Genomic DNA, 25,574 nt, shown 5'->3' with positions numbered 1-25,574 from the left:
TGCATCTAGCCAAATTTATCGTGGAGCGCCGGAAACAGCCGGTCCGGCTTGAAGGGCGGTGCCGTAAAGCGAATGCCGGTGGCATCCGCAATCGCGTTGCCGAGCGCGGCCGCGACGGGATTGTACGGGCTCTCGCTCATCGATTTCGCCCCTAACGGTCCGATCGTGTCGGACGTGTCGGCGAAGAACACGTCCGTGCGCGGCACGTCGGCGAAGGAGGGCAGATGGTAGTCGCGGAATTTCGGGTTGGTGACGCGGCCGGTCGCGTCGATCACCATCTCCTCGTAAAGCGCAGCGCCGAGCGCCTGCGCCACGCCGCCATCGACCTGGCCGCGGCACTGCATGGGATTGGCGACGATTCCTGCGTCTGCGGCGTGCACGCTCCTGAGAATCCGGAGCTCGCCGGTCGCCTTGTTCACCGCGACGCGAAAGCCCTGCACGTTGAACCCGACCGATCGCGGCGTGCCGCCGGACGTGCCGCTGCCTGCGAACGGTTGGCCCCGCTCGCGGGCGAGCTTCGCCAGCTCCGTAAAAGGCATGCGGCGGACGCCGCTGACGACGGTCTCGCCTTCAAGTGTGCAACCTCCGACATCGCACAGCCAGGCCTCCGCTGCAGCCGCCTTCAACTCGGCTGCAAGCTGCGTGGCGGCGGCCTGCGTCGCCTTGCCCGCAACGAAGGTACCGGCGCTGCCATACGCGCCGGTGTCGTGGCCGCCATGGGCGGTGTCGGACTGGCGCAGATGGATTCTCTCGACGGTCGTCGCCAGAATGGTCGCCGCAATCTGGCGATGCACGGTGCTGGTGCCGTTGCCGAACTCGGCGGTGCCGACGGTGAGATCGAAGCCGCCGTCGTCGTCGAGTGCGATCGTCGCATCCGCGAAGTGGCCGGCCGGCGGCACGGTGTCGATCATGGTCAGCGCGATGCCGTCGCCGATCAGCCAGTCCGGCGAGAGCTCCGGCTGCTGGCCGCCAGTCTGCATCGCGCGCTCGACGAGATCGAGGCACTGGTCGAGCCCGTAGGAGCCGTAGAGCACGTCGTGATACTCGGAGGGCGGCGGCGACAGCATGGGATCGCCGGGCCTCACGATATTGCGCCGGCGCATCTCGTAGGGACTGATGCCGAGCTGCCTCGCCAGTTCGTCGATCGCCGCTTCCACCGCGATCAGCGCCTGCGGCAGGCCATAGCCGCGAAACGCCCCTGCAGGCACGGTGTTGGTGTAGACGGCGACGCCGTCGACCCGCTTGTTCGGGCAATTGTAGACGGCGATGGACTCCGCCAGCGCGTGGAACATCACCGGGCCGGCATGATTGCCGTAGGCGCCGGTGTTGGAGAGCACGTCGAGCTGGAGCGCGGTGAGCTTGCCGTCGCTATCTGCGCCCGCCTTGACGTGGATCCGCATCGGATGCCGCGTCGAGGTCGCGATGAACTGCTCCTCGCGTGTCAGCTCCAGCTTGACCGGCCGCCCGGTCTTCAGCGCGCCGAGCGCCAGGATGTCCTCGACGAACATCTCCTGCTTGCCGCCAAACCCGCCGCCGACGCGTTCGCAGAACACGCGGACCTTGTCCATGGGGAGCTGGAAGATGTCCGACAGCGCACGCCGGGTCAGGAACGGCACCTGCGTCGAGGTGCGGACGTTGAGCACGCCGGAATCATCGAGCCAGGCGAGGCCGCCATGGGTCTCCAGTGCGGCGTGCTGCACTCGGTGACTGTGGAAGGTGGCCTCATAGGTAGCGGCAGACGTTGCAAGCGCCGCTGCGACATCGCCGAACTCGCCATGCGTCTCCGCGACCAGATTGCGCCGGGCATCGGCGACGCGGTTCGCGCTGGTGCGGTCGGGATGAACGACCGGCGCACCCGGTGTCATCGCCTGCTCGGGATCGATCAGCGCCGGCAGGATCTCGTAGCTGACTTTCAGCGCGCGGCACGCCGCCTCGGCAGCGGCTTCGGTCTCGGCGACGACGGCGGCAACCTTCTGGCCGATGAAGCGGACGACGTCGTCGAGGATGCGGGTGTCCTCGGGGTCCATCCAGTCCTTCTCGTGCCGCGCCGTCGACATCAGGACGGACGGCGCATCCTCATGCGTCAGCACGGCGTGTACGCCGGGGATGCTCAGCGCGTCCGACTTGTCGATCGCGACGATCCTGGCGTGCGCGTGCGGCGATCGCAGCAGCTTGATGTGCAGCAGGCCGTCGATTGCGGTGTCGAAAGTGTAGCGTGCCGTGCCGCGAACCACGTCGGGGCCTGCGGGGGCCGGCAGGCTGCGGCCGAAGGCGGCGCCGGCCTCGACGCTCGCCTCGATATTGGACTTGCCGAGGATCGCGTCCTCGATCGACCGATAGCCGGTGCAGCGGCAGATGTTGCCCTTCAGTGCCGCGCCGAGATCGGTGCGCTGCGCCTGGTTCAGCGAGGCGCAGGTCAGGATCATGCCGGCGGTGCAGAAGCCGCATTGAAAGCCTTGCGCATCGAGGAAGGCCTGCTGCATCGGATGCGTGCCGTGATCGCCGCCGAGGCCTTCGATCGTGGTCACGGTGCGCCCCTCGGCCCGGAACGCCGGGATCAGGCAGCTATGCACGGGCTCGCCGTCCAGCAGCACGGTGCAGGCGCCGCAGTCGCCGGCATCGCAGCCCTTCTTCACGCCGAAATGGCCAAGCTCCCGCAGGAACGTGCGCAGGCACTGGCCGGCGCGCGGCTCCCGGGAAAATGCCTTGCCGTTGACCTCCAGGCTCATGCGGGTGTCGCTCCCAACAGTTCGCCGCGAATTTCCTCGGCAAGGCGCAGCGTCATGTGCTTGCGCCAGAGTGGCGCGCCATGGATGTCCGTGTGGTACAGATCATCGGTAATCTCCTGCATGAGCGCCGCGCGCAGTGCGATTGCGTCCGGGGCTTTGCGGAAGCGCAGCTGGATCGGCCGCACCGTCGAGGCGGTGACCGTGAGCGTTAGCGTGTCGTCGGCTTCGAGACTGCCGATCAGCAGCGCCGCCGAGCGGCCGACCGGCGCCAGCGAGATCTGGCGGAACGCGGTGCGGCGCCTCAAGGCGGGAAGCGGGATATCGATCTGCCGGAGCAGGTCGCCTGGCGTCAGGCGATTGCGCTGGTTGCCGGTGACGAATTCGGCGACCGGAAGCCTTTGCTCACCGCCGCCGGCCTTCCAGATGGTGCAGACGCCGTCGAGCGCCGACGTCAGCGAGATCATCGGTCCCGCCGGCAGCGACATGCAGAGATTGCCGCCGACGGTCGCGGTCTTCCAGATCTTGAACGAGGCAAGGAAGGCCCGGCAGCACTGGTTGATCAGCGGCGCTGCGAGCCAATCGGACGGGCAGGCGAGTCCATCGAGCTCTGCGATGGTGCAGGTGGCGGCGATCGAGAGGTGGCTCGCCGTGATCGTCAGCGCCGGCCATTTCAGATCGGTGAGATCGATCAGTCGCGTCAGATGCGTTTGCGGCTCCGAGAACAGCCAGGTGCCGCCCGCGAGCCAAGCATCACCTGCCGTCCAAACGGGCAGCTGCGCGCGCGTTTGCGGATGGGCGACGGCTGTGATGGTATTCAAGTCCATGGCTGCGCCAACACTTCCGACGGGTGAATGGTCCGGGAGAAGTGTTGCAAGACGGGAGCCAAGTGGCAACAGCAAGTCGGAGCAAGGATGCAAGCCGTCGTCCGCTTTGCAGAGTCGCCGTCGGCTTGTGCGAGGAGAGCGGGATCATGAGTGAGGCAAGTTCGACCTGGATCAGGGATCCGCTGGCGATCCTCGCCGACGAGGCCGAGCGCGGCATCGTCGTCAAGGACGGCCGGATCGTGGAGCTCGTGCCGGCGGGCGGCGTGCCCGCAACCGCGGATGTCGCAGTGTTCGACGCGAGCGAGCACGTCGTGCTGCCGGGCCTGATCAACACGCATCATCACTTCTACCAGACGCTGACGCGGGCGCTGCCGGCCGCGATGGACCGTGAGCTGTTCCCCTGGCTCCAGGCACTCTATCCGGTGTGGGCGAGGCTGACACCGGAAGCGCTCGAGCTCGGCGTCTCCGTGGCGATGTCCGAGCTTTTGCTCTCCGGCTGCACCACCACGACGGATCACCACTACGTCTTCCCGGCGGGGCTCGAGGAATCCGTCGATATCGAGGTGGCGGTGGCGAAGCGCCTTGGCGTGCGCGTGCTGCTTACGCGCGGCTCGATGAACCTGTCGCAGCGCGACGGCGGCCTGCCGCCCGACAGCGTCGTGCAGGACGAGGACACCATTCTCGCCGACAGCGCCCGCGTGGTCGCCAAGCATCACCAGCGCGGGGCGGACGCGATGGTCCAGATCGCGCTGGCGCCATGCTCGCCGTTCTCGGTGACGACGTCTCTGATGCGCGCCACGGCCGATCTCGCCGACAAGCTCGATTTGCGCCTGCACACCCATCTCGCCGAGACCGAGGACGAGAACAGATTCTGCCAGCAGATGTATGGCTGCCGTCCGCTCGACTATCTCGAACAATGCGGCTGGCTCAATTCGCGCACCTGGCTCGCCCATGGAATCTTCTTCAATCCGGACGAGATGAGGCGGCTCGGCAGGGCCGGCACGACCGTCAGCCATTGTGCCTGCAGCAACCAGCTGCTCGCGTCCGGCTGTTGCCCGGTGTGCGACATGGAGGAAGCCGGCGTCGGGATCGGCATCGGCGTCGACGGCTCGGCCTCCAACGACGGATCCAACCTGATGCAGGAGGTGCGGGCCGCGTTCCTGCTGCAACGTGCCCGCTATGGCGTGACGAAAGTCAGCCACAAGGATGCGCTGCGCTGGGCCACCAAGGGCTCGGCGGCGTGTGTCGGCCGGCCGGAACTCGGCGACATCGCCGTCGGCAAGGCCGCCGATCTCGCGCTGTTCAGGCTCGACGAGCTGCGCTTCTCCGGCCACGGCGATCCGCTGGCCGCGCTCGTGCTCTGCGGGGCGCACCGCGCCGACCGGGTGATGGTGGCTGGAAAATGGGCGGTGATCGACGGTGCGATCCCGGGCCTCGATGTCGCCGACCTGATCCGCCGCCACGGTTCCGCTGCGCGCATCATGCAGGCTGGATAATCGGGGGAAATTAAAAAGAGGGGGCAGCCACAAGTGCCGGGTGCTTCTGGCCACCCCCTCCGAACCTCCTCCGGGAGGAGCAGGTGATTTAGTCAATGCAAGAAGCGTGCTACTTGCCCGGCAGCTTGTCGTCGATGCCCTTCACGTAGAAATTCATGCCGAGGATCTGGCCGTCATCCAGGTGATCGCCGCCCTTGCACTCGATCGGCTTGCCGTCCTGCCCAACGATCGGGCATTTGAACGGATGCAGCTTGCCCGCGGTGATCGCGGCCTGGGCATCCTCAGCCATTTTTTTCACGTCGTCAGGCATGTTGGTATAGGGCGCCATCGCGAACATGTGGCTGTCGAGGCCGCCCCAGGTGTCCTCGGACTTCCAGGTGCCGGCGAGCTCGGCCTTGACGCGCTCGATGTAATAGGGGCCCCAGGTGTCGAGGATCGAGGTCAGCTGGGTCTTGGGCCCGAACTTGATCATCTCGGAATCCTGCCCGAAGGCCAGCTTGCCGCGCTCGCTGGCGATCTGCATCGGCGCGGGCGAATCCGTATGCTGCATGATGACGTCGGCGCCCTGGTCGATCAGCGCCTTGGCGGCGTCGGCCTCCTTGCCGGGGTCGAACCAGGTGTTGGCCCAGATGATCTTGACCTTGATGTTCGGGTTGATGGTCTGCGCCGCCAGGATCGTCGCGTTGATGCCGGAGACGACCTCCGGAATCGGGAACGAGCCGATGTAGCCGAGCACGCCCGACTTCGACATCTTGGCCGCGATCAGGCCTTGAATGTAGCGGCCCTGATACCATTTCGCCGAATAGGTCGACATGTTCGGGTTGCGCTTGTAGCCGGTGGCGTGCTCGAAATGCACGTTCGGATATTTCTTGGCGACCTTCAGCGTCGGATCCATGTAGCCGAAGGACGTGGTGAAGATCAGCTTGTTGCCGGCGCGGACGAGCTGCTCGATCGCTCGCTCGGAGTCCGGGCCTTCGGGCACGTTCTCGAGATAAGTGGTCTCGATCTTGTCGCCCAGTTCTTTCACCAGCGCCTGGCGCCCTTGATCATGCTGATAGGTCCAGCCGAGGTCTCCGATCGGACCCAGATAGACGAAACCGACCTTCAGCTTGTCGGCGGCAGAGGCTGCACCGACGCCCCCGGCAAGCAAAAGTCCGACAGCCATTGCAAGAAGTGATTTCCTCATCATCGATCTCCAAACTTCGGGGGAGGCCACGATCCGCAGCATGCGCGCCCCATCGCGCACGCCTTGGAATGAAACTCAGCGGTCAGGCACGAAAACCGTACCGAGCGCGGCCGGCGCGGTCGAGCCGCCGGTGCGCGCGCGCGAGATAAGGACCAGCACGATGACGGTTGCGAGATAAGGCAGCGCCGACATGAACTGCGAGGGAATGCCGACGCCCCAACCTTGGGCGTGCAATTGCAGGATCGTCACCGCGCCGAACAGATAGGCGCCGACGACGAGCCGGCCCGGTCGCCAGGACGAGAACACCACCAGCGCCAGGGCGATCCAGCCGCGGCCAGCGGTCATGCCGGGGATGAAGAACGGCGTATAGGCGAGCGGCAGATAGGCGCCCGCAAGACCCGCGCAGGCGCCGCCGAACATCACCGCGAAGGTGCGGATGCGCAGCACGGGATAGCCGAGCGCATGCGCGGAAACGTGGTTGTCACCGCAGGCGCGCAGGATCAGTCCCGCCCGGGTGCGGTACAGGAACCACCACACGCCGACGATCAGCGCGATCGAGAAATAGACGAAGCCGTCCTCGCCGAACAGCACGCGGCCGATCAGCGGAATATCCGTCAGGACGGGAATGGCGAGGTGCGCTGCCGGCGTGATGCGCTCGCCGACGAAGCCGGCGCCGATCAGGCCGGAGAGTCCGATGCCGAGAATGGTCAGCGCGAGACCCGTCGCGACCTGGTTGACGGCGAGACCGAGCGTCATCAGCGCGAAGACGAGCGACATCAGCATGCCAGCGACGATGCCGAACAGCGCCCCGATGAAGATGGATCCGGTCAGCCAGGCGCCGGCAAAGCCGCAGGCCGCGCCAACGATCATCATGCCCTCGACGCCGAGATTGAGCACGCCGGAACGCTCGGCGACGAGCTCGCCGGTCGCCGCTATCAGCAGCGGCGTCGAGGCGGCAAGCACTGCGAGGATGATGGCCTCAACCAGCGCCACGTGACACCTGTCGGTTCGAGAACACCAGCTTGAAGCGGTACAGGATGAGAGAATCGCAGGCGAGCACGTAGAACAGCAGAATGCCCTGAAACACCTTGGTGACGTCCAACGGAATCTTCATGGCGATCTGCGCCTGCTCGCCGCCGATAAAGGTCAATGCGAGGAAAAGGCTTGCAATTAATATTCCAAGCGGATTCAGCCTGCCCAGGAACGCCACGATGATCGCGGTAAAGCCATAGCCCGGTGAAATGCCTGGCTGGAGATGCCCGACCGGACCCGACACCTCGATGATGCCGGCAAGCCCGGCCAGCGCCCCGGAGATGGCGAAGGTCAGGACGATCAGCTGGTTGGCGTTGAAGCCGCCGAACCGCGCTGCACGCGGTGCGGCGCCGACCACGCGAATCTCGAAACCCTTGATGGTGCGCCCGAGCAGGATTGCGGCTGCCGCGACGACGAGGAGGGCGATGATCGAGCCGAGATGGAGCCGGCCGCCCTCGATCAGCAACGGCACCGTCGCCACCGGATCGAACTCCGCCGTGGTCGGGAAATTGAAACCGTGCGGATCGCGCCAGGGGCCGCGCACGAGATAATCGAGAAAAAGGTCGGCGACATAGACCAACATCAGGCTGGTCAGGATCTCGCTGGCGCCGAACCTCACCTTGCAGATCGCAGGGATCAGCGCATAGAGCGCGCCCGCGGCGGCGGCGAGGACGAGCATGGCCGGCAGCACCCAGGCGCCCGCGTCGGTGCCTTGCGTCTTCACCGCGATCCAGCTTCCCGCGACTGCGCCGATCAGGAATTGCCCTTCGGCGCCGATGTTCCAGGCGTTGGCGAGATAGCACAGTGACAGGCCGATCGCGATCATCACCAGCGGCGTCGCCTTCACCGCGATCTCCTGGAGCGAATAGCCGTCGGTGAGCGGCGCTATGAAATAGGCGTGCAGCGCGAGCAGCGGATTCTTGCCGAGGATCGCGAACAGGACGACCATGGTGACGATCGTAAGGCCAATCGCAATCAGGGGGGACACCAGCGCGATCGTATTGGAGCGCTCGGCACGCTTCTCAAGCACCAGCTGCATGCGCGACCTCCTTCGGCTCTAGGCTGCTGCCGCCCATCAGAAGGCCGAGCTTCTCGCGGCTCGCTTCGCTTGCCGAGAGCGGAGCCGACAGCTTGCCGTGGAACATCACGGCGATGCGGTCGGCGATCTCGGCGAGCTCATCGAGGTCCTGGCTGGTCACGAGCACCGCGGCGCCTGCGGCAGCGAGATCGAGCAGCGCCTGACGGATGACGGCGGCAGCGCCGGCGTCGACGCCCCAGGTCGGCTGGCTCACCACCAGCACCGCGGGATTGCGCAGGATCTCGCGTCCGACGATGAACTTCTGCAGATTGCCGCCGGACAGGCTCGCGGCCTCGGGATCGCGCTTGGCCTTGCGGACGTCGAAGGTTTCGGTCGCGCGGTCGACCGTTCTCAGCGTCGCCGCCGTATCGATGAAGCCGCGATGGACCATGCCGCTGGCGGCATGGCCGGTGAGCAGCGCGTTCTCCGACAGCCTCATGCGCGGCGCGGTGCCGTGGCCGAGCCGCTCCTCGGGAACGAAAGCCGCGCCCAGCTTGCGCCGCTGGGTGATCGAAAGGTGACCGGCGGCGATGCCTTCGATCACCACCGTTCCGGGGTCCTTGGCGAGGCGCTCGCCGGACAGCGCGGCGAACAATTCATCCTGGCCGTTGCCGGCGACGCCGGCGATGCCGAGGATCTCGCCGCCCTTCAGCTCGAATGAAATGTGCTCGAGCCGTACGCCATGCGCCTCGGCGGGGGCGAGCGAGAGATCATTGACGACGAGCCGCGGCACGGTGGTCTTGCGGCCGGATACGGCTTTCACTTCCTTGACCTCGCCGCCGACCATCATCCGCGCGAGTGAGCCGGCGGTCTCACGCCGAGGGTTGCAGGTCTCGACCTTCTTGCCGCCGCGCAGGATCGTCGCGGTGTCGCAGAGTCGCTTCACCTCCTCCAGCTTGTGGCTGATATAGAGGATGGCACGGCCCTCGGCCTTGAGACGCTCCAGCACGATGAAGAGCTGGTCGGCTTCCTGCGGCGTCAGCACCGCTGTGGGCTCGTCCAGGATCAGGAATTTCGGATCCTGCATCAGGGCGCGGACGATCTCGATGCGCTGACGCTCGCCGACGGAGAGTTGCCACACCTCACGCCTGGGATCGAGCGGCAGACCGTAAGTCTTCGACACCTGTTCCAGCCGGGCCGACATGTCCTTGAAGGATTCCTTGCCGTCGAGGCCGAGCGCGACGTTCTCGGCAACGGTGAGATTGTCGAACAGCGAGAAGTGCTGGAACACCATGCCGATGCCGCGGCGGCGCGCTTCCGACGGACCGGACAGCACGATTCGCTCGCCCTGCCAGTGAATCTCGCCGGCGCTGGGCTGGATCAGTCCGTAGATCGCCTTGACCAGCGTTGACTTGCCGGCGCCATTCTCGCCCAGCAGGGCATGGATTTCCCGCGGCCAGATATCGATATCGATGCAATCGTTGGCGAGGAAATCGCCATAGCGTTTGCTGAGGCCGATGGTCCTCAGGAGCGGGGACTTGTCGGAATGCTGGCCGTCGGGCGTCGGATCTAACATTCGCTGATGCGCTTGCGTGGGTGAAGGGCCTCAATACTGGGCCAGTTTGAACCGCGGCGTAAGATGTGAAAAAGCATCATCCCTTGCTCAACGCATCGGCAGGCACCCGGTCCAGTGCTCGTCATCGATTCCGAGCGATCATACCGCGCAAACAGCACCCGGACGGCGGGGGCGATCACGCCTGCGAGTGGGTCCATGTTGCAAATTTGTGACGGTTCAAGGCAAATCGGAACCCGCTGTGCAGACCTGACGCCATGTTGGGCAATGGACGCGTCGGTCGTCGATCGCGCGCAGTGCAGCGGCCGCAACAGCTGCCTCGATGCGGCGCTGCGTTCGGGCGCGATCAGAAAATCCGAATAGAAACAATCGGGAATGTTCGGTAGCGGTGTCACTCTCTTGGAGCGTTCGCTCCATGCGCGGGGCGCTGCCATTCTTCCGTCCTCCGTCGCGTGCTGCTGCAACATGCGGCACGCCATGTGAAAAGTTGAGGCTTCTCGGTCCGGGAGATCGGCGCAAATGTCGCACCCGGGGGCATGCATTTTCGCTTGCCCGAACGAGGGGGTATTCAGGATGTCGTTTCGTCATACGGCAGTGGCAGCAGCGGCGCTGTCACTTGCGACGCTGGCCACCGGTGGCCTGGCCCAGGCGGCGGATCTGCCGGTCAAGGCGGCCAAGAAGGCTGCAGACCTTCCGTTCTTCCTGGTGATCGATAACCGCGTCACGTTCTCGTACATCTTCAACGCTGCGCAACCGGGCATGTGGTCATTCCGCCCGGATGGCTCGATCGACAGCAAGACCACCAAGCAGGTCTATTCGTTCACGCATTTCGACCTCTGGGCGTACGGCACGAACTTCTTCACCATCTCCCTGTTCAAGTCGGATCACAATGATCCGGCCGGTCCGTGCACCAATGCGGGGACCATCTTCGGTGCGCCGGCGACGTGCGCGGGTGCGACCGAAATCTACGGCCTGTTCCGCTCGACCTTCGGCTGGAACGAGCTCTTCAACACCAAGGCTTTCAGCGTGGGCCCACTGCACAACATCTCGTTCGAAGTCGGCATGGACGCCAACACCGAGAACCGGTATTTCGGCGCTGCCAAGCGCGACGTCGTCGGCGGTCTGCAGTTCGCGTTCGACCTGCCCTACAAGGGGTACATCAACGTCGCGCCGCTGGTCTATTGGGAGTTCGCCAACCACAACTCCTTCAGCCAGTGCGGGCTGTTCGGTCCCGGCGTTCCCGGCGTCACCTGTCTTGCGGACGGCAACACCTCGTTCAAGCCGACCTGGGCCGTCGAGGTCAATTACTACATGGACCTCGGCTTCCTGCCGCCGAACATGCAGTATTTCTCGATCAGCGGCCGCGCCGGCTGGTACGGCAAGAAGGGCACCGACACCGAGCCGCTTCCCTACAACCCGGCGAATGGCGTCTACAACACCGCTGTCGAGCTGAATTCGGAGCCCATCCGTCTGACTTTCGATGCTTCGAAGGCGGCCTGGGGCGACAAGTACTCGCACTTCGTGGACGTCTGGGTGGCTTACCGCTACTGGCAGAACAAGTTTGGTCTCGATCACAGCCTCGCGGTCGGCTGTACCACGCCCGTTGGTGGCGCAAGGGTGAGCACCGGAGCGTGCACCGAGTCCTCGCTCTACTCCGGTATCACCGTGAAGTTCTGATCGCCTGATGCTCTGCAGGTGAAAGACGATGGCGCCGCGTCAAACCTCCGCGGCGTCATCTTCTTTGGGCTGTAGTGCTACTTCGTCCAAACGCCGTCGTGCAGCGCTTCGGCTTCGTCTTCCAGCAGCGGGCCGACGACCTCCGTCGGCCGCTGGCCGCTGGCAAAGACCTCGCGGCATGGCAGGTCGAGGGTCGGATTCTCCGGATGGTTGCCGGTGATGCCGCGCAGGCGATGCTCACTGAGGCCATAGACGACGCGGCCGATGCCGGCCCAGTAGATCGCGCCCGCACACATCGCGCAGGGTTCGGCTGAGGAATAGAGCGTGACTTTCGCCAGCACCTCGCGATCGAGCGTGCGGCAGGCCTGGGTGGCTGCGAGGCGCTCGGCATGCGCGGTGGCGTCGTGATCCGGCATGTAGCCGTTCTCGGTCTCGATCAGCACCGTGCCGTCCGCATCGACGACGATACAGCCGAAGGGGTGGTTGCCACGGGTGAGGGAACGGCGGGCGGCCGCGAAGGACAGGCGCAGGAAGTGCTCGTCGCGCCCCGATGCGTCGTCCATCGATCCTCCGTTCAGTGCCCCGCCATGTGCCGGCCGACCACGGTGAGATCGGCTTCGCTGGTGCGTGCTTCATACACGAATTCGCCGTGGAACATCACCACCAGCCTATCCGACAATTCGAGCAGTTCGTCGAGGTCCTCGCTGACGAGGAGGACTGCGGCGCCGCGGTTGCGCGCCGCCATGATCTCGGCGTGGATCTGCGCTACCGCCGCGAAATCGAGGCCGAAGCAGGGGTTGGCGGCGATCAGCACCTCGACGTCGCCGCCGAGCTCGCGGGCCAGCACCGCGCGCTGCACGTTGCCGCCCGACAGCGCCGAGATCGGCGTATCAGGCGTCCGGGTCTTGATCTTGTACTGGCCGATCTTCTTCCTGGCGTCGCTGCGGAAGGCGCCGCGATTGAGCCACCAGCCGCCGCTGGCAAAGGGTGCGCGGTCGAATTCCCGGAAGGCGATGTTGTCGGCGACGCTCATGCCGCCGACGCAGGCGTTCTTCAGCGGCTCCTCGGGCAAGAGAGACATCTTGTGGCGCCGCATCTCCTCGCGGCTGGCGTGATAGGGATCGCCGGCGACGCGCACCTCGCCGCTCTCGGCCTCACGCTGGCCCGCCAGAACCTCGACGAGCTGGCGCTGGCCGTTCCCGGAAACGCCGGCGATGCCGACGATCTCCCCGGTGCGCACCGTGAGCGAGACATCGTGCACGGCAACGGCGCCCGCATCGTCCAGGGCGCGGAGCTTTTGCAGCTCCAGCCTGGCCTGACCGGCTTGCCCGGTGCGCGGCGGCTGCACCGTCAGCTCCTCGGCGCCGATCATGGTGCGTGCCATCTCATCCGGTGTCAGCTCGGAAACCTTGCCGGCTCCAGCGAGCTTGCCGCGGCGCAGGATGGTGACGTCGTCGGCAAAGGCCATCACCTCGCGGAACTTGTGCGTGATCGTGAGGATGGTCAGCTCGCCCTTCACGACCATGTCGCGGAGCATGCCGAGCATCTCGTCGGCTTCAGCGGGGGTCAGCACCGAGGTCGGCTCGTCCAGGATCAGGAAGCGGCGCTTCAGGTAGAGCTGCTTGAGGATCTCGCACTTCTGCCGTTCGCCGGCAGAGATGTCCGAAACTTTCGCACCGAGCGGCACCTTGAAAGGCATTCGGCCCAAGAACGCCTCCAGCTCCTTCATCTCACTCGGCCAGTTCACCACGGCCGGCACGTCGTCGCGCGCCAGCACGAGGTTTTCGGCGACCGTCATCGCCGGCACCAACGTAAAATGCTGATAGACCATGCCGAGCCCGAGCGCATGGGCGTCCTTCGGGTTGGCGATCGCCTGCTCGCGGCCGCCGACGAGAATGTCGCCCTCGGTCGCGTGGTAATAGCCCATGATGCATTTGACGAGGGTGGATTTGCCCGCGCCATTCTCGCCGAGCAGGGCGTGGAACGAGCCCGGCCGCACCTTCAGCTCGACATTGTCCAGCGCCAGGAAGTCGCCGAAACGCATGGTCATGGCGATCGCATCGACGCCGAAGGCGCCCGAGGGCGGAGGCGTTTCGCCGATGATCACGAAATTGCTCCGATGAAGGCGTCAGAGGTCGAGACTGCGCCGAACACGCCGCCCTGCATCTTGATCATCTTCAACGCATGGTCGTGGTTGCTCTTGTCGGTCGCGCCGCAGCAATCGTGCAGCAGGACGCATTCGAAGCCGCGGTCATTGGCTTCGCGCATGGTGGTGTGGACGCAGACGTCGGTGGTGATCCCGGTCAGCACGATGTTCTCGATGCCGCGCACGCGCAGGATCAGCTCCAGATCGGTGGCGCAGAACGAACCCTTGCCGGGCTTGTCGATGATGGGCTCACCCGGCAGCGGCGCCAGTTCCTCGATGATGTCCCAGCCTGGCTCGCCTCGCACCAGGATGCGGCCGCACGGACCGGGATCGCCGATGCCGGCACCGATCTGGCGCGAGCGCCAGCGCTTGTTGGCGGGCAGGTCGGAGAGATCCGGGCGGTGGCCCTCGCGGGTATGGATGATGTGGAAGCCTTGCTTTCGCATCGCCGCGAGCAGCCGCTTGATCGGCTCGATCGGTGCCCGCGTCAGCGAGAGATCATAGCCCATCTTGTCGACATAGCCGCCGACGCCGCAGAAATCGGTCTGCATGTCGATGATGATCAGCGCGGTGTTCTCGGGACGCAGATCACCATTGTAAGGCCAGGCATAGGGCTCGGACTTGATGTAGCGCTCGGGCATGGACGACCTCGTGCGTGTTATCGTGTGATCGAGAGTTCGGCGGGCGCGCCGGTCAGCGTCCGCTTGGGCGAGCAGGTGATGATCATGATCGCCAGCGTCAGGATATAGGGCGCGGCGTTGAAGAGGTGATAGCCGGAGGTGACGCCGACCGATTGCAGCGCCGGACCCAGCGCCGCAGCGCCGCCGAAGGCGAGCGAGGCCCACAGGCAGAGCAGGGGATCCCAGCGCGCGAAGATCACCAGCGCCACGGCGGTGATGCCCTGGCCCGAGGAAAGGCCCTCGTTCCAGCTTCCGGGATAGAACAGCGACAGGAACGAGCCGCCGATGCCGGCGAGGAAACCGCCGACCATGGTGGCGCGAAGGCGGATCAACAGCACGGAATGGCCCATCGCGCGTGCGGCGTCCGAGCTCTCACCGGCGGTACGGATGAGAAGGCCCCAGCGGGTGGTGCGGAAGGCCCAATACAGGATCGGCGCCAGCACGACGCCGATCAGGAACAGCACGTTGATGCGCAGCGCGGCGCGGACTTGCGGGATATCGCTCCACCAGCCGAAGTCGATGGCGGGCAGCCGCGGCGCTGTCGGCTCGATCAAGGGCTTGCCGAGATAGAAGGCAAGGCCGGTGCCGAACAGCATCAAGGCGATGCCGACGGCAACGTCGTTGACGCGCGGCAGTGAGCAGATGCCGGCATGCAGAGCACCCAGCAGCGCGCCGGTGATGCCGGCGGCGAGCACGCCGAGCCAAGGAGAGCCGGTGAGATAGGAGATGCCATAGGCGCTCATCGCACCCATCACCAGCGTGCCTTCCAGGCCGAGATTGATGCGGCCCGAACGCTCGGTGATGCACTCGCCCAGACTCACGAACAGGAATGGCGTGGAGACTCGAATGGCGCCGCCGAGCACAGCGAGCGGTACGGTCCACAGTCCGATTGATCCGTCTGCCATCTCAGGATTTTCCCTTCAGAAACCCGATGCGGCCGTAGAGCGCATCGCTGGCGAGCACGAAAACGAAGATGATACCCTGCAGCACCAGCACGGACGCATCGGGCAGCCCCAGGCGGCGCTGCAGCAGGCCGCCGCTGGCGCTGATGCCGCCGAGCAGGATCGCGACGGGGATGATGGCGAGCGGATTTTGCCGCGCCAGGAAGGCGACGAGAATGCCGGTGAAGCCGTAGCCGGCGGCAAGGTTGGCATTGGTGCGTCCCTGCACGGCGGCGACCTCGACCATGCCGGCGAGGCCAGCCGCGCCGCCGGCAAGGAAGCAGACGGTGAGGATCAGCTTGTCGACACCGAGGCCGACGATCTTCGCAGCACGGATGTTGCCGCCGGCGACGCGTGCGGCGAAACCGAACACGGTGTGATAGATCAGGATGTAAGAGGCGATCGCGGCGATCAGGCCGAACACGAGGCCCCAATGCACGTCGGTGCCTGGAATGGAGCCGATCATGTTGGCGGCGCCGATCTCGCGGGTGGACGGCTTGTTGAGGCTGGCGGGATCGCGCATCAGCCCCTCGACGAGATGGTTGAGGATCGCGAGTGCGATGTAGACCAGCAGCAGGCTCGAGATGGTCTCGTTGACACCGCGATATTGCCGCAACCCGCCTGCGAGCATGATCCACAGCCCGCCGCCGATCACGCCGGCGCAGACCATGGCGACCTGGACGACGAACGGCGGCATGCCCTGAAGCGCGAGTGCGGCGCTGGTCGCCGACAATGCGCCGATCAGCAGCGCGCCTTCGCCACCGATGATGACCATGCCGAGTTGCGCCGGTAGCGCGGTACAGAGTGCGGTGAGGATCAGGGGCGCTGCGCGCGTCAGCGTGTTCTGCCAGGAGAACCAGGTGCCGAACGCGCCGTAATACATGTAGAAATACAGATCGAGCGGATTCTTGCCGAACATCGCGACGAAGATGCCGAACACCGCGAGCGCGCCGACCAGCGCCGCGCCCGGGATCAGGATATATTCGATCGTGCCGCCGTGACGCTGGAGGAAACCGGGATCGGCGGCCGGGGCGACTGTCCCGACCGCATCCGTGGAATCCGCAGCTTCCGTCGTCACGAAGTGGCTCCGAGCACGCCCTCGACGAGGTAGTCCATCTTCTCCAGTTCAGGATCCTTCTGGCCGCGGTCGGTACCGGCAGGGATCACCGTCTTGCCCTTGTTGTCGACCAGCCCACCCTTGAAGATGGCGTAGCCTTCTGCCGACAGGAACTTTGCCTTGGCCTCGTCGGCCGCCTTGCGCGCTTCGGCCGAGACCGCTTCGCCATAGGGCGAGGTCTTGACGATCTCTTCCTTCAGGCCGCCGCGGTAGAAATTCGGGATGCCTTCGCCGGAGGCGATCATCTTGACGAACTTCGGATAGAGCGCTTCCCAGTTCCACTCCGCGCCGGTGAGATAGGCCTTGGGTGCCAGCGCCGACTGGTTGGTGTGATAGCCGCAGACGAAGGCGCCGCGCCGTGCGGCGTTCTCCACCATGGTCTTGGGCCCATCGACGTGGCAGGTGAGCACGTCGACGCCCTGATCGATCAGGCTGTTGGTGGCTTCGGCCTCCTTGACCGGCATCGACCAGTCGCCGGTGAAGATCACCTGCGTGGTGGCCTTCGGATTGACTGACTTGGCGCCAAGCGTGAAGGCGTTGATATTGCGCAGCACTTGAGGGATCGGCTTGGCTGCGACGAAGCCGAGCTTGCCGCTCTTCGACGTCAGGCCGGCGACGATGCCGGAGATGTATTGAGCCTCGTCGATATAGCCGAAATAGCTGCCGGCGTTCTTGGGGTCCTTGTCGCTCCAGAGGCCGCCGCAATGCTCGAAGCGCAGCTTCGGGTACTTGTTGGCCATCTTGATCATGTGCGGATTGTAGTACCCGAACGAGGTCGGGAAGAGCAGGGTGGCGCCGTCGAGATTGATCATGGACTCGATCGTCTTCTCGACCGCGTCGGTCTCCGGCACCTTCTCCTCCTCGACGACCTTGAGGCCGGGAATCTTCTTCAGCGCCGCCGCGCCCTGCGCGTGGGCCTGATTGTAGCCGTAGTCGTCGCGCGAGCCGACATAGATGAAGCCGATGGTGGTCTCGGCCGCGAAGGCCGGGCGGAGGCCCGCTGCCGCACCGAGGGTGAGGGCTGTGCCGCCCTGCAACACATGACGTCGTGAAATCCTGCCAGAATCCATTGCTCGCTCCCCTTGGCGGATGCCCCGCCTTGATCTCGTAGCTGCGCCGGCTTGGCGGAGCCGGGATCAGATGTCGCAAGCTTCGTGCCAGAGGCTACAAAGAGAGCAGAACTTCATAAATAACTGAAAATAATCATGTATAGCCAATGCGAAGAACTTGGCAAAGAAGAGAGCAGATTAATTATTGGGCATTGTTCAGGAATTGTATGCAGTGGACTTGAGCACACGGAGCCTGCTCGCGCATGTGCATGACCCGCGTCGGACGGGTCGGCCGGCAAGGCGCATTCATGCTAACCACGCGCTGACTGGGACGGCGCCCGCGATGTTCGCTGGCACCGAACTTGTATCGATTGTCGTCAGGACCGCCGTGTCCCCAGAAGATGGAAAGCTCGCCGAGATGGGCGCTGGTACTGTTCACGAAGCATCGCTCGGCAATGAGATCGTTCGCCGGATCAACGAGCTCGGCGCGATCTCGGAAGAGCCCGAAAAACTCACCCGCATCTTCCTCAGCAAGGAGCTGCGCAAGGCCGCGGACCTCATCATGGGGTGGATGCGCGAGGCCGGCATGAGCGCGCATCTGGATGCGATCGGCAATGTCCGCGGACGGTACGAAGGCGAGCGGCCGGGCGCGCCCTGCCTGATGCTCGGCTCGCATTACGACACCGTGCGCGATGCCGGCAAATGGGATGGACCGCTGGGTGTGATCACGGCGATCTCTTGCGTCGCCGATCTCAACCGCCGCGGCAAGCGCCTGCCATTTGCGATCGAGGTGATCGGTTTTGCCGACGAGGAGGGGGTGCGGTTTGCCTCGACCTTGCTCGGCAGCCGTGCGGTGGCCGGCACTTTTGACGAGAGTGTGCTGAATACGCGGGACAGCAATGGCGTCTCGATGCGCGAGGCGCTCGTGCAGTTCGGCCTCGATCCCGACCACATCGGCGCGGCCGCGCGGGCGCGACGCGAGCTGCTTGCCTATCTCGAATTGCACATCGAACAGGGCCCGGTGCTGGAAGCGCAGAACCTGCCTGTCGGCGTCGTCACCGCGATCGCAGGCGCGACACGGCTTGCGGCGCGGCTGACCGGCATGGCCGGTCACGCCGGCACCGTGCCGATGGCGCTGCGCCGCGACGCGCTCGCCGGCGCGGCTCAATGCATCAATGCGATCGAGCAATTTTGCCGCACCGACGAGGGCGGCCTCGTCGGCACCGTCGGCTACATCCAGGCGAGGCCCGGCGCGACCAACGTCATTCCGGGCGAAGTATCCTTCACCATCGACATGCGCGCGCCGACCGACATGCATCGCAAGCGTGCGGTGGCCGATATCGTCCGCCAGATCGAGGCGATCGCCAAGCGGCGGCAGCTGCGGCTTCAGCTCGACGTCACCCACGAGAATCGCACCGCGCTCTGCGCGCCCTGGCTGAGGCAGCAGATCGCGCAGGCGATCGAAGCCGAAGGCTTCTCCGTGTTCGAGCTGCCGAGCGGGGCGGGGCACGACGGCATGGCGATGATCGACATCGCCGATGTCGGCATGATCTTCGTCCGCTGCCGTGGCGGCATCAGCCATCACCCGGACGAGCATGTCGAGCTCGCCGATGCCGACGCCGGCGCGCGCGTGCTGCTCAGGGTGATCGAGAATTTCAGGCCGCGTACGGCTTAGGCGGGCGCCACGAACCCGCAAGTCACCGGGTAGAGATACGAATCAGTCATGTTTAAAACGGTGGCCATCATCGCGAGGGTCACGAGACAATCAGCCGATTGACGGACATGAACAGCGACATCTCTTTTCCAGCAAATCATGAAAACCGATTCTATCAGGGGATGGCCGCGACATTCGTCGCCAACGCCCTTCAGGCGGTCAATTTTCTCGGTGATCGGTTCCTGAGACAATCACCCCATTCTTTGTCGGCCATCGAGGACCTCTATCGGCACTCGATGGACAGTGCCTTTTCCGGGACCGAGGCTTTTCTCGTCACGGGCGCGCCGCACGCCTCCGCCTACTACCCCCGCGACTTCGCGTGGTTCTATCCTGACGTGCTCGATCCCGAGACGATCATGGACTCGCAGGACGCGGTGCGGCGGGTGCGCCTGCTCGAGAAGAGCGTGCGCCTGCTGCTGGAGGCGGTTCGCGCCGACGTCGTCACGACGACCATCGTTCCGGCCGGGCGCGGCCGGTACCTCGGCGTGAACTATTTCTCGCGGCCCTCGGATACGCTGCTCGGCATTCTCGCAGGTATCCAGCAGATGATCTCGGCCGACGACAGGGCGTCGCGCTATGTGGCGATGTCACAGTGCGCGCATGCTGGCCGCTTGTTGCTGGCCGAATATGGCGCCGATCTGAAGCGAGCCATTCTGCAACTCGCTGGCGAGCTTGAGCCGTTCAACGAGGATGGCACCGGGTACCTGCTTTGCGATCTCCACGCACCCCGTTCCGCCGCGACCGACACCCGCGCCGAACGCCGGCGCTTCGTGACCAACGCATCCGTCTACACAACTTTCGTATGGGGCGTGCAACTCGGGATCGTCGACGAGAACGAGCTGAAGCGGCTACTCGGGCGCGACCTCGCGCAGTACAAGAGGGATCTGCTCCGCCTGTTCGGGAAGGACGGCTATATCAGGCATTCCCTGGAAGGTCCGGCGAGCTCACCGGCAGCGTCGGTCGCGTTGGATTTCGTCAGCGTGCATCGCGGCTTCTGGGATATGAGCGAAGCGAGCGAGCGCGCGCTGTTCGCGGCCACGACGGATCTGATCATTGCCGAACCGCGGCTTCGCATCCCCAGCTCGTTCCACTTCCTTGTCTCGGCGGACAACCCGCGGACCAAGCTGATCCACAAGATAGCGGCTCCCGCCTATCAGGGGCGCTCCTCCTGGCCGACGTTCAATGTCGAGTTTGCCGATCGGATGCTGGACTACGACGAATTCTCGGGTGGCAATATTTATCGCGCCTGCGCGCAAGGAATCCTGAAGGACATTCGTACCGCGACCGAGCTCCACGGCGGCTATCAGGAGCTGATCTCGGAGCAGGGTCTGAAGTATCGCACCTGGGCCTATAAGGGCGCCGTGGCCCACTCGTGGTTTCCGCGCTTCCTGTCGGTCTGGAGGAGGGCGTACGGCACGCCACTCCTGCAGTGGAACGATTGATCGCCGAACCGCTATCCAGCGGTCACATCCACTACCTCGCCGCCTTGCAACACCTTGGCCGCCTTGGCGCGGTCGAGATCGCCTTCCCCAGGCCGCGATCACGACGGTTGCGACGCAATTGCCGATGAGGTTGCCGAGCGCGCGGGCCACGGTGCCAGATTGTCGCGGTGACGCCCGAGAAATCGGCCTACTCTGCCGCCTTCGCCGTCTTGCCGAACATCCGCGTCGGGGCCGGAAAGCCGCACGAGGTGCCGTCGGTGACCTTGACCTGCTCTTCCCACGGCAGTCGAAACGTGCCGGCGACCATGTCCTGCATGAACGTGTAGGGGCAGTCCATCGCGCCGCCCTTCACCGCGACATAGCCGCGGTGCCAGAGCTGGTAGATGTTGTTTTCGACGCCCCAGTTGATGCGCGCCTCGCGCACGAGGTCCGGCCGGACCTCGGCGGTGATGATCTCGTCGGCACGGCCGGTGGTGCCGTGCGCCAGCACGGTGCCGTCGAAATTGACGATCATGCCTTCGCCCATGGAATCGAACGAGCCGTCCGAGCCGCACATGCACACATTCGCCGTCACCATCAGATTCTGGAACGAATTGGCCTGGTTGGTGAAACGCCAGGCGTCTCGGATCGGCGCGGTATAGCCGGCGGTTCGGATCATGATCTCGGCGCCCTTGTAGGCGCATTCCCGTGCCATCTCCGGGAACATGCCATCATGACAGATGATGAGCGCGATCTTCGCGCCCTTCGGTCCCTCGATCACGGGAATACCGATATCGCCAGGCTCCCACGGCTCGACCGGAATCCAGGGATGGAGCTTGCGGTAGTAGAGCTTGATGTCGCCGTGGTCGTCGATGATCAGGCCGGAATTGTAGGGATTGCCATGCGGGTTGAACTCCATGATGGAGAAGCAGCCCCAGATGCTGTTGTCGATGCAAGCCTTCTTGAAGGCCGCGACCTCCGGCCCGTCGAGCCGGCACATGATCGCGGGATTGGTGTCCATCGAAAGGCCGTGCAACGAGTATTCGGGGAAGACCACCAGATCCATGGTGGAGAGATTGCGACGGGCCTTGCCGACCATCCAGACGATGCGTTCAGTCTGCCTCGCCAGATCGGCCGGGCTCACCACGTTAGGCAGTTGAAGCTGCACAAGTCCGACAACCACACCGTTGGGAGATTTGTTCAGCCCGCCAAGCCCGTTCATGATCAGCTCCCTTGCCTGTCTGCGCTGCGTCGTTGCGCGCCGGATCGTGTCGCAGGAAGCAAATCCGATTTCGATGAAGAGCTAAAGGCTATTTTTCAGGCGATCGCGCAGTTACGCGGCAGCAGGCGATCTCGTCACGCCACGAGATCCAGCAGCCGGCATGAGCCGCGCACCAGCACCTTGCGTCCTGTGGGGGTGATCGCAGGCACGCCGTCATTCACGTCAACGAGGCCGAGCTTGGCGAGGCTTTCGACGAGATAGGCTTTCGCGAGGCGGCCGTTCGACACCGGGTTGCGAAGCGCCTTCAGTGCTTCCCACTGGTCGAATGAAAGATCGAAGTCGAAATCGTTGCTCATGTTGCCTCAGGCGATCGTCCGGTTCGCGTGCCCCTGTTAGCGGCGCCGCATGAAGACCGTGCGACGACAATGAGTCGGGAATTCGGTCAGCTGTTTAGAACACCTCTTCACAAATTGCGGCACTTCGTTGCATCACAGAAGTTAAGAGCGTTTGCGCACGAATTAAGATCGTTTGTGCACGAATATCGTCACGATCTCCGATCACTAATTGATGATCCGCATTTGATGTTGCGGTGCGAACTGTCGCAGTGCACGGGAAGTATCGCTGTCCCATTCTGCGTCGCGATATGCACAGAAATCATAAGGCGAGAGGCTCGGGACTCTGTTACGTTGATTTTTGGGAAATGGCTTCACGCGGCAGGAGTGGAGTGCATGAACAGGCTGGTTGAAATACGCAGTCAGGAATTTTTGTGCCGCGAGCGCGCGGCGCTCGATTCGAAACGCAGGCTGTTTTGGCTGGCGCAGGCAGAAGAATGGGAACAGCGCGCCCTCGACGAAATCGCGCATCACTTTCGGGAGTGCAATCAGGCCGAGCTGAGCGCCGCCTGACGCTGGCGGCTGTCACTGCTTACTGATAAGTCGCCACAATGTCGGAGACAGCGCGCTCGAGCTGTTGTGCGGTGGCGCATTGTCGCACGACGCTGCAAAAGGTCGCATAGCGCGGCATCTCGGAATCGCCAAAGCCCCAGGCGAGCCGACCCTCGGGATTGAGCCAGACCAGACGCTTCGAGCGCTCGGAGATCCGGCGCAGAATGTCGGCGCGCGGGTCGAGATTGTTGCTACGGGCATCGCCGAGCACGATCACCGTGGTCTGCGGCGTCAGCGTGCTCATGAACTCCTTCTCGAAATCGACCAGCGATGAGCCGTAGTCCGACGAGCCGAAGCCGACCTTGGACATGATCTCGGACATCGCTTCCTCCGGCGACTTCGCTTCCAGAATCTCGCTGACCTCGATCAGGTGCGAAGAGAAGGCGAATGAGCGGACATCGTCGACCACCTCATGCAGAGAGTGGATCAGCAGCAGGAAGAAATCGGAGACTTGCGCAACGGAGCCCGAGACGTCGCACAGCGCGACGATCTTCGGCCGGTCGCGATGCTTGCGCTTCCACGCCGTGAGGAACGGCACGCCGCCCCAGGCTGCGTTGCGGCGCAGCGTGCGGCGGACGTCGAGATGGCCGCGGCGCTGGCGCTTGCGCGGCTTGGAATAGCGCTCCCGCAGCCGGCGTGCGATCTGGCGGATGAGGGCGCGCATCTCGGCGACCTGGCGCCGCTCGATACGGGCAAGCGGCGCGTTGCGCAGGATCTCGTTGCGGAGGTTTTCGGCCTCCTCGCGGGCATAGAGTGCAAGCCCTTGCGAGACCGTGTCGCGCACGGCTTCGCGCAAGGCATCGAGCGCGGCGCGCAGGCGCTCGGCCAGCGACGGGTTGGTCGCGGTCAGCTGGTCTAGATCGTCGCGCAGGCGCTGGAGGCCCATGGCGTCGAGAATGCGGCTGGAGAATATGCCGCGCTGGGTGGAATAGCGGATGTCGGACAGGGAAGCCGCGCCGGAGGCGCTGGCAATCGCGGCAGCGATCGCATTACGATCCTGCGACAACAGCATCTGGGCCAGCGGACCCAGGCCCTGGGGAGGCTGACCTTCACCCGCCTCGCTCGCCGGTCCGGAGGAGGGTGGCTGATCGTCATCTTGCGCAGCATCGTCTTCGCCGGCAGCTTCAGGCTGATCCTGTCGCGGTTCGGGCTGGCTGAAGAACAGATCGAAGCAGTCGCCGAGCGCGAGCTTCTCGTCCTGCGACTTGGCGAGCGTCAGCAGCAGCGCATCGCGCAGCACGCTTCTGTCGGAGATGCCGACTTGCGCGACGGCGCGCATCGCATCGATACTTTCGGCAGGCGAGACGTGGACGCCGACACCGCGCGCCGCCCGAAAGAAGCGGTGGAGATTTTCGCGCATCGGCGTCAACCGAAGACGTTGGACCGGGCCGCCTTGGCAATGAAGGTCGTCACCTGCGGCGTCGCGGCCTCGATGTCGGCTTCGTACTTCAGGAGCACGTTGAGCGTGTCCTTGACGATCTCGGTATCGAGTTCGGAGGCCTGGAGCAGCACCAGCACGCGCGCCCAGTCGATGGTCTCGCTGACCGACGGCAGCTTCTTGAGATCCAGCGAGCGGATCTCGTGGATGAAGCCGACCATCTGCCGGCGCAGCGTCTGCGAGATGCCGGGCACGCGGCTTTCGACGATGCGCTCCTCGAGGCGTTGCTCGGGGAAGCCGATATGCAGATGCAGGCAGCGTCGCTTCAGGGCATCGCCCAGGTCGCGCTCGCTGTTGGAGGTGAGGATCACCATCGGCGGCGTGATCGCCGAGACGGTTCCGAGCTCGGGGATCGTGACCTGGAAGTCGGAGAGAATCTCCAGCAGCAGCGATTCGAATTCGGCGTCCGACTTGTCGATCTCGTCGATCAGGAGCACGCAGCCGCCCGGCTGCTCAAGCGCCTGGAGCAGCGGTCGCGGCTCGACGAACTCCTTGGAGAAGAATACGTCGCCGAAATCATGGAGCTGGTCGAGCGCGGCATGCAGCGTCTGCGCGCCGCCGAGGACTTCGCCGAGCTTGTCCTTGAGGATCTGCGTATAAAGAAGCTGCTTGGCGTATTTCCACTCGTAGAGCGCCTTGGCCTCGTCGAGGCCCTCATAGCATTGCAGGCGGATCATCTTCAGGCCGCGCCAGGCCGCGATCGCCTTGGCAAGCTCGGTCTTGCCGACGCCCGCGGGGCCTTCGACCAGGATCGGCTTTTCGATCTGCTGCGACAAGTAGACGGCGGTCGCGATCTGCCGGCTCGCGATGTAGCCCTGCGCGGCGAGGCCGCTCTCCACTGCCTCGATCGAGGTCGAGGCCTTCTGATCAGCCACGAAAGGGCGCTCCCAAAGGTCTTGCTTGAGGCTTGTTCTGCCTGCGTTCCCGGCAAAGAACAAGCCTCGATTGGGAGACATCAGACCCGCGTGAACCGTGTTTTTCCGCTAAGCGCAAATAGTTGAGCGGTTCGCCGCTGGTGCGATCAGTGCCGCAGCAGCTCCGGCTTGCGGATCGTCTGTCTGACCTCGGCGCCGCAATCGGCGCATTCATAGACGAAGTCGATCTTGGCAAGGCTCCAATGCGGCTCGACCTCGCGCACATACATCGGCAGGAACCCCATACAGGTCGGGCAATTTACAGGCGCGACTTCGACGTCCTGATGATGCTGAACGTAAGCTGGCATCTCGGCTCTCCTTCGCAGGCGACCATCAAACCCCGCGTAAAGGGTACTCCCGGTTGCCCCGGGGCCCTCATCAACTCTTTCGAACGGAGGCGGAACGGCGCTCGTTTGTCGTTCGCTGTGACTTTCTTGTTACGGCTCTGTACTG

22 protein-coding genes and 1 pseudogene are annotated in these 25,574 nt (G+C 64.6%); 5 read left to right on the top strand and 18 right to left on the bottom strand.

Annotation, left to right across the window (positions count from 1 at the left end):
• Window positions 1-5: 5 nt before the first annotated feature.
• Window positions 6-2,729 (bottom strand): molybdopterin-dependent oxidoreductase, encoded by a 2,724-nt coding sequence (locus tag BDOA9_RS30215; RefSeq protein WP_025037685.1) that lies wholly within the window; start codon window positions 2,727-2,729, stop codon window positions 6-8.
• A complete protein-coding gene (locus BDOA9_RS30210; protein WP_025037684.1) occupies window positions 2,726-3,553 on the bottom strand; it encodes an FAD binding domain-containing protein in 828 nt (275 codons plus the stop codon). The genes BDOA9_RS30215 and BDOA9_RS30210 overlap by 4 nt, the downstream gene beginning before the upstream one ends.
• 146 nt (window positions 3,554-3,699) lie before the next feature.
• Between BDOA9_RS30210 and BDOA9_RS30205 the strand changes: the two genes are divergently transcribed.
• Complete coding sequence (locus tag BDOA9_RS30205; RefSeq protein ID WP_025037683.1) at window positions 3,700-5,049, top strand: 8-oxoguanine deaminase; 1,350 nt, start codon at window positions 3,700-3,702, stop codon at window positions 5,047-5,049.
• A 109-nt stretch (window positions 5,050-5,158) separates the two neighbouring features.
• Here the strand turns inward: BDOA9_RS30205 and BDOA9_RS30200 are convergent, their stop codons facing one another.
• The 4 genes from BDOA9_RS30200 to BDOA9_RS30185 all read right to left on the bottom strand — a co-directional run bounded on the left by BDOA9_RS30200 (window position 5,159) and on the right by BDOA9_RS30185 (window position 9,861).
• The gene (locus BDOA9_RS30200; RefSeq protein ID WP_025037682.1) at window positions 5,159-6,235 is read right to left on the bottom strand and encodes a BMP family ABC transporter substrate-binding protein; all 1,077 of its coding nucleotides are present in this window, start codon (window positions 6,233-6,235) and stop codon (window positions 5,159-5,161) included.
• Between the two features lie 75 nt (window positions 6,236-6,310).
• Window positions 6,311-7,228, bottom strand: coding sequence for an ABC transporter permease (locus tag BDOA9_RS30195; RefSeq protein ID WP_025037681.1), 918 nt, complete (start codon window positions 7,226-7,228; stop codon window positions 6,311-6,313).
• Window positions 7,215-8,306 carry an ABC transporter permease gene (locus tag BDOA9_RS30190; protein WP_025037680.1) on the bottom strand — a complete coding sequence of 364 codons (1,092 nt, stop codon included), beginning with the start codon at window positions 8,304-8,306 and terminating at the stop codon, window positions 7,215-7,217. The genes BDOA9_RS30195 and BDOA9_RS30190 overlap by 14 nt, the downstream gene beginning before the upstream one ends.
• Window positions 8,290-9,861 (bottom strand): ABC transporter ATP-binding protein, encoded by a 1,572-nt coding sequence (locus BDOA9_RS30185; RefSeq protein WP_025037679.1) that lies wholly within the window; start codon window positions 9,859-9,861, stop codon window positions 8,290-8,292. The genes BDOA9_RS30190 and BDOA9_RS30185 overlap by 17 nt, the downstream gene beginning before the upstream one ends.
• A gap of 570 nt (window positions 9,862-10,431) precedes the next feature.
• On the opposite strand from BDOA9_RS30185, the gene BDOA9_RS30180 reads away from it, so the two are divergent.
• Entirely contained in the window at window positions 10,432-11,535 is a 1,104-nt protein-coding gene (locus BDOA9_RS30180) for a hypothetical protein (protein ID WP_025037678.1), read from the top strand.
• 77 nt (window positions 11,536-11,612) lie between these two features.
• On the opposite strand, the gene BDOA9_RS30175 is transcribed toward BDOA9_RS30180, so the two are convergent.
• The 6 genes from BDOA9_RS30175 to BDOA9_RS30150 are packed head-to-tail and all read right to left on the bottom strand — an operon-like array spanning window position 11,613 to window position 17,489.
• A complete protein-coding gene (locus BDOA9_RS30175; protein WP_025037677.1) occupies window positions 11,613-12,098 on the bottom strand; it encodes a nucleoside deaminase in 486 nt (161 codons plus the stop codon).
• A gap of 11 nt (window positions 12,099-12,109) precedes the next feature.
• Window positions 12,110-13,642 carry an ABC transporter ATP-binding protein gene (locus BDOA9_RS30170; RefSeq protein ID WP_025037676.1) on the bottom strand — a complete coding sequence of 511 codons (1,533 nt, stop codon included), beginning with the start codon at window positions 13,640-13,642 and terminating at the stop codon, window positions 12,110-12,112.
• Window positions 13,639-14,322 carry a biuret amidohydrolase gene (gene biuH, locus BDOA9_RS30165; protein ID WP_025037675.1) on the bottom strand — a complete coding sequence of 228 codons (684 nt, stop codon included), beginning with the start codon at window positions 14,320-14,322 and terminating at the stop codon, window positions 13,639-13,641. Before biuH ends, BDOA9_RS30170 begins: the two co-directional genes overlap by 4 nt.
• A 17-nt stretch (window positions 14,323-14,339) precedes the next feature.
• On the bottom strand, window positions 14,340-15,266 hold the full coding sequence (locus tag BDOA9_RS30160) for an ABC transporter permease (RefSeq protein ID WP_025037674.1): 927 nt from the start codon (window positions 15,264-15,266) through the stop codon (window positions 14,340-14,342).
• A gap of 1 nt (window position 15,267) precedes the next feature.
• Window positions 15,268-16,380, bottom strand: a complete 1,113-nt coding sequence (locus tag BDOA9_RS30155; RefSeq protein ID WP_025037673.1) for an ABC transporter permease — start codon at window positions 16,378-16,380, stop codon at window positions 15,268-15,270.
• Window positions 16,377-17,489, bottom strand: a complete 1,113-nt coding sequence (locus BDOA9_RS30150) for a BMP family ABC transporter substrate-binding protein (protein WP_025037672.1) — start codon at window positions 17,487-17,489, stop codon at window positions 16,377-16,379. The genes BDOA9_RS30155 and BDOA9_RS30150 overlap by 4 nt, the downstream gene beginning before the upstream one ends.
• Before the next feature lie 397 nt (window positions 17,490-17,886).
• Between BDOA9_RS30150 and BDOA9_RS30145 the strand changes: the two genes are divergently transcribed.
• Complete coding sequence (locus BDOA9_RS30145) at window positions 17,887-19,143, top strand: allantoate amidohydrolase (protein ID WP_025037671.1); 1,257 nt, start codon at window positions 17,887-17,889, stop codon at window positions 19,141-19,143.
• A 107-nt stretch (window positions 19,144-19,250) separates the two neighbouring features.
• Complete coding sequence (locus tag BDOA9_RS30140; protein WP_025037670.1) at window positions 19,251-20,624, top strand: hypothetical protein; 1,374 nt, start codon at window positions 19,251-19,253, stop codon at window positions 20,622-20,624.
• 11 nt (window positions 20,625-20,635) lie between these two features.
• Here the strand turns inward: BDOA9_RS30140 and BDOA9_RS39265 are convergent.
• The 3 genes and pseudogenes from BDOA9_RS39265 to BDOA9_RS30130 all read right to left on the bottom strand — a co-directional run.
• Window positions 20,636-20,774 (bottom strand): annotated as a pseudogene (locus BDOA9_RS39265) (C4-dicarboxylate transporter DctA); the annotation flags it as partial.
• 37 nt (window positions 20,775-20,811) lie between these two features.
• Window positions 20,812-21,825: a formamidase gene (locus BDOA9_RS30135; RefSeq protein ID WP_025037669.1), complete on the bottom strand. Its 1,014-nt coding sequence runs from the start codon at window positions 21,823-21,825 to the stop codon at window positions 20,812-20,814.
• A gap of 134 nt (window positions 21,826-21,959) precedes the next feature.
• Window positions 21,960-22,181: a hypothetical protein gene (locus tag BDOA9_RS30130; RefSeq protein WP_025037668.1), complete on the bottom strand. Its 222-nt coding sequence runs from the start codon at window positions 22,179-22,181 to the stop codon at window positions 21,960-21,962.
• A 372-nt stretch (window positions 22,182-22,553) separates the two neighbouring features.
• On the opposite strand from BDOA9_RS30130, the gene BDOA9_RS39120 reads away from it, so the two are divergent.
• Window positions 22,554-22,730: a hypothetical protein gene (locus BDOA9_RS39120; RefSeq protein ID WP_192859633.1), complete on the top strand. Its 177-nt coding sequence runs from the start codon at window positions 22,554-22,556 to the stop codon at window positions 22,728-22,730.
• A gap of 19 nt (window positions 22,731-22,749) precedes the next feature.
• Here the strand turns inward: BDOA9_RS39120 and BDOA9_RS30120 are convergent, their stop codons facing one another.
• The 3 genes from BDOA9_RS30120 to BDOA9_RS30110 form a co-directional block, all read right to left on the bottom strand.
• Window positions 22,750-24,129: a vWA domain-containing protein gene (locus tag BDOA9_RS30120; RefSeq protein ID WP_025037667.1), complete on the bottom strand. Its 1,380-nt coding sequence runs from the start codon at window positions 24,127-24,129 to the stop codon at window positions 22,750-22,752.
• 5 nt (window positions 24,130-24,134) lie between these two features.
• The gene (locus BDOA9_RS30115) at window positions 24,135-25,082 is read right to left on the bottom strand and encodes an AAA family ATPase (RefSeq protein WP_025037666.1); all 948 of its coding nucleotides are present in this window, start codon (window positions 25,080-25,082) and stop codon (window positions 24,135-24,137) included.
• 146 nt (window positions 25,083-25,228) lie between these two features.
• Complete coding sequence (locus BDOA9_RS30110; RefSeq protein WP_025037665.1) at window positions 25,229-25,429, bottom strand: hypothetical protein; 201 nt, start codon at window positions 25,427-25,429, stop codon at window positions 25,229-25,231.
• Window positions 25,430-25,574 lie beyond the last annotated feature (145 nt).

This window comes from Bradyrhizobium sp. DOA9, from assembly GCF_000617845.2.
In the GTDB taxonomy this organism is placed as follows: Bacteria; Pseudomonadota; Alphaproteobacteria; order Rhizobiales; family Xanthobacteraceae; genus Bradyrhizobium.
The sequence above is the reverse complement of the archived record's forward strand: the minus strand, read 5'-3'. Positions and strand labels throughout refer to the sequence as shown.

Bases quoted from the DNA above. Each gene is read 5' to 3' on its own strand.
- BDOA9_RS30215 (WP_025037685.1), bottom strand. From the start codon at position 2,729: ATGAGCCTGGAGGTCAACGGCAAGGCATTTTCCCGGGAGCCGCGCGCC.
- BDOA9_RS30210 (WP_025037684.1), bottom strand. From the start codon at position 3,553: ATGGACTTGAATACCATCACAGCCGTCGCCCATCCGCAAACGCGCGCG.
- BDOA9_RS30205 (WP_025037683.1), top strand. From the start codon at position 3,700: ATGAGTGAGGCAAGTTCGACCTGGATCAGGGATCCGCTGGCGATCCTC.
- BDOA9_RS30200 (WP_025037682.1), bottom strand. From the start codon at position 6,235: ATGAGGAAATCACTTCTTGCAATGGCTGTCGGACTTTTGCTTGCCGGG.
- BDOA9_RS30190 (WP_025037680.1), bottom strand. From the start codon at position 8,306: ATGCAGCTGGTGCTTGAGAAGCGTGCCGAGCGCTCCAATACGATCGCG.
- BDOA9_RS30185 (WP_025037679.1), bottom strand. From the start codon at position 9,861: ATGTTAGATCCGACGCCCGACGGCCAGCATTCCGACAAGTCCCCGCTC.
- BDOA9_RS30180 (WP_025037678.1), top strand. From the start codon at position 10,432: ATGTCGTTTCGTCATACGGCAGTGGCAGCAGCGGCGCTGTCACTTGCG.
- BDOA9_RS30175 (WP_025037677.1), bottom strand. From the start codon at position 12,098: ATGGACGACGCATCGGGGCGCGACGAGCACTTCCTGCGCCTGTCCTTC.
- biuH (WP_025037675.1), bottom strand. From the start codon at position 14,322: ATGCCCGAGCGCTACATCAAGTCCGAGCCCTATGCCTGGCCTTACAAT.
- BDOA9_RS30160 (WP_025037674.1), bottom strand. From the start codon at position 15,266: ATGGCAGACGGATCAATCGGACTGTGGACCGTACCGCTCGCTGTGCTC.
- BDOA9_RS30150 (WP_025037672.1), bottom strand. From the start codon at position 17,489: ATGGATTCTGGCAGGATTTCACGACGTCATGTGTTGCAGGGCGGCACA.
- BDOA9_RS30145 (WP_025037671.1), top strand. From the start codon at position 17,887: ATGGGCGCTGGTACTGTTCACGAAGCATCGCTCGGCAATGAGATCGTT.
- BDOA9_RS30140 (WP_025037670.1), top strand. From the start codon at position 19,251: ATGAACAGCGACATCTCTTTTCCAGCAAATCATGAAAACCGATTCTAT.
- BDOA9_RS30135 (WP_025037669.1), bottom strand. From the start codon at position 21,825: ATGAACGGGCTTGGCGGGCTGAACAAATCTCCCAACGGTGTGGTTGTC.
- BDOA9_RS30130 (WP_025037668.1), bottom strand. From the start codon at position 22,181: ATGAGCAACGATTTCGACTTCGATCTTTCATTCGACCAGTGGGAAGCA.
- BDOA9_RS39120 (WP_192859633.1), top strand. From the start codon at position 22,554: ATGAACAGGCTGGTTGAAATACGCAGTCAGGAATTTTTGTGCCGCGAG.
- BDOA9_RS30120 (WP_025037667.1), bottom strand. From the start codon at position 24,129: ATGCGCGAAAATCTCCACCGCTTCTTTCGGGCGGCGCGCGGTGTCGGC.
- BDOA9_RS30110 (WP_025037665.1), bottom strand. From the start codon at position 25,429: ATGCCAGCTTACGTTCAGCATCATCAGGACGTCGAAGTCGCGCCTGTA.